This window comes from Pseudomonas sp. YA1, from assembly GCF_058680555.1.
On sequence record NZ_JBZWBG010000059.1, the window covers coordinates 1 to 548 of the forward strand.

Genomic DNA, 548 nt, shown 5'->3' on the forward strand with positions numbered 1-548 from the left:
TCGACGTGCTCGCCGGCGGCCAGGGTCAGGCTCGCCGGCGTCGCCGCGGCGATCCCTGCCGGACCGCTCAAGGCGATCGCCGGCTTGCCTCCGTTGCTCTTGCCGGACTCGTCGTTGGCACCGTGGCCAAGGTCGCGCACGGCTTCCTGGAGGGTTTGCTGCGGCGCCGCGTCGTGCCCCACGCCCTGGTGCTCCCCGGCGTAGTCGCCCAGCTCGCGGGCCAGCTCCAACGCCGCCTCCAGCACCTGCACCACGACGCCTCGGTCGAGATGGCCGGCGCCGGCCCTGAGCTGCTCCTCGGTGCTCAGCAGCAGGCCCCTGGCCGCACGTACCGCGCCATGTTCGTCGGTGCGCAGTTCGAAGCCCTCGCCGCGCGGCTTGCCGCCTTCGGGCCGAGGATGGGTCAGGTAGCCCAGGTGCAGCGCGCTCGCACCGTGGTCGCTCATCAGCGCCGCACTGATCTGCGCCGTGGTGTCGTCGATGCGCAGCTCGTTGGCCCGACTGCCCTTGTACTCCTTGCTCTTGATGGTGCTGAGGATCTTGTGGTC

Annotated in this window: 1 protein-coding gene; it reads right to left on the reverse strand. The window is 71.2% G+C overall.

Going from position 1 to position 548, the window contains the following annotated elements; translation table 11 throughout:
- The coding region (locus AC4OR5_RS30955; RefSeq protein ID WP_491952863.1) for a type VI secretion system Vgr family protein at nucleotides 1-548 on the reverse strand (548 nt) is incomplete at both ends.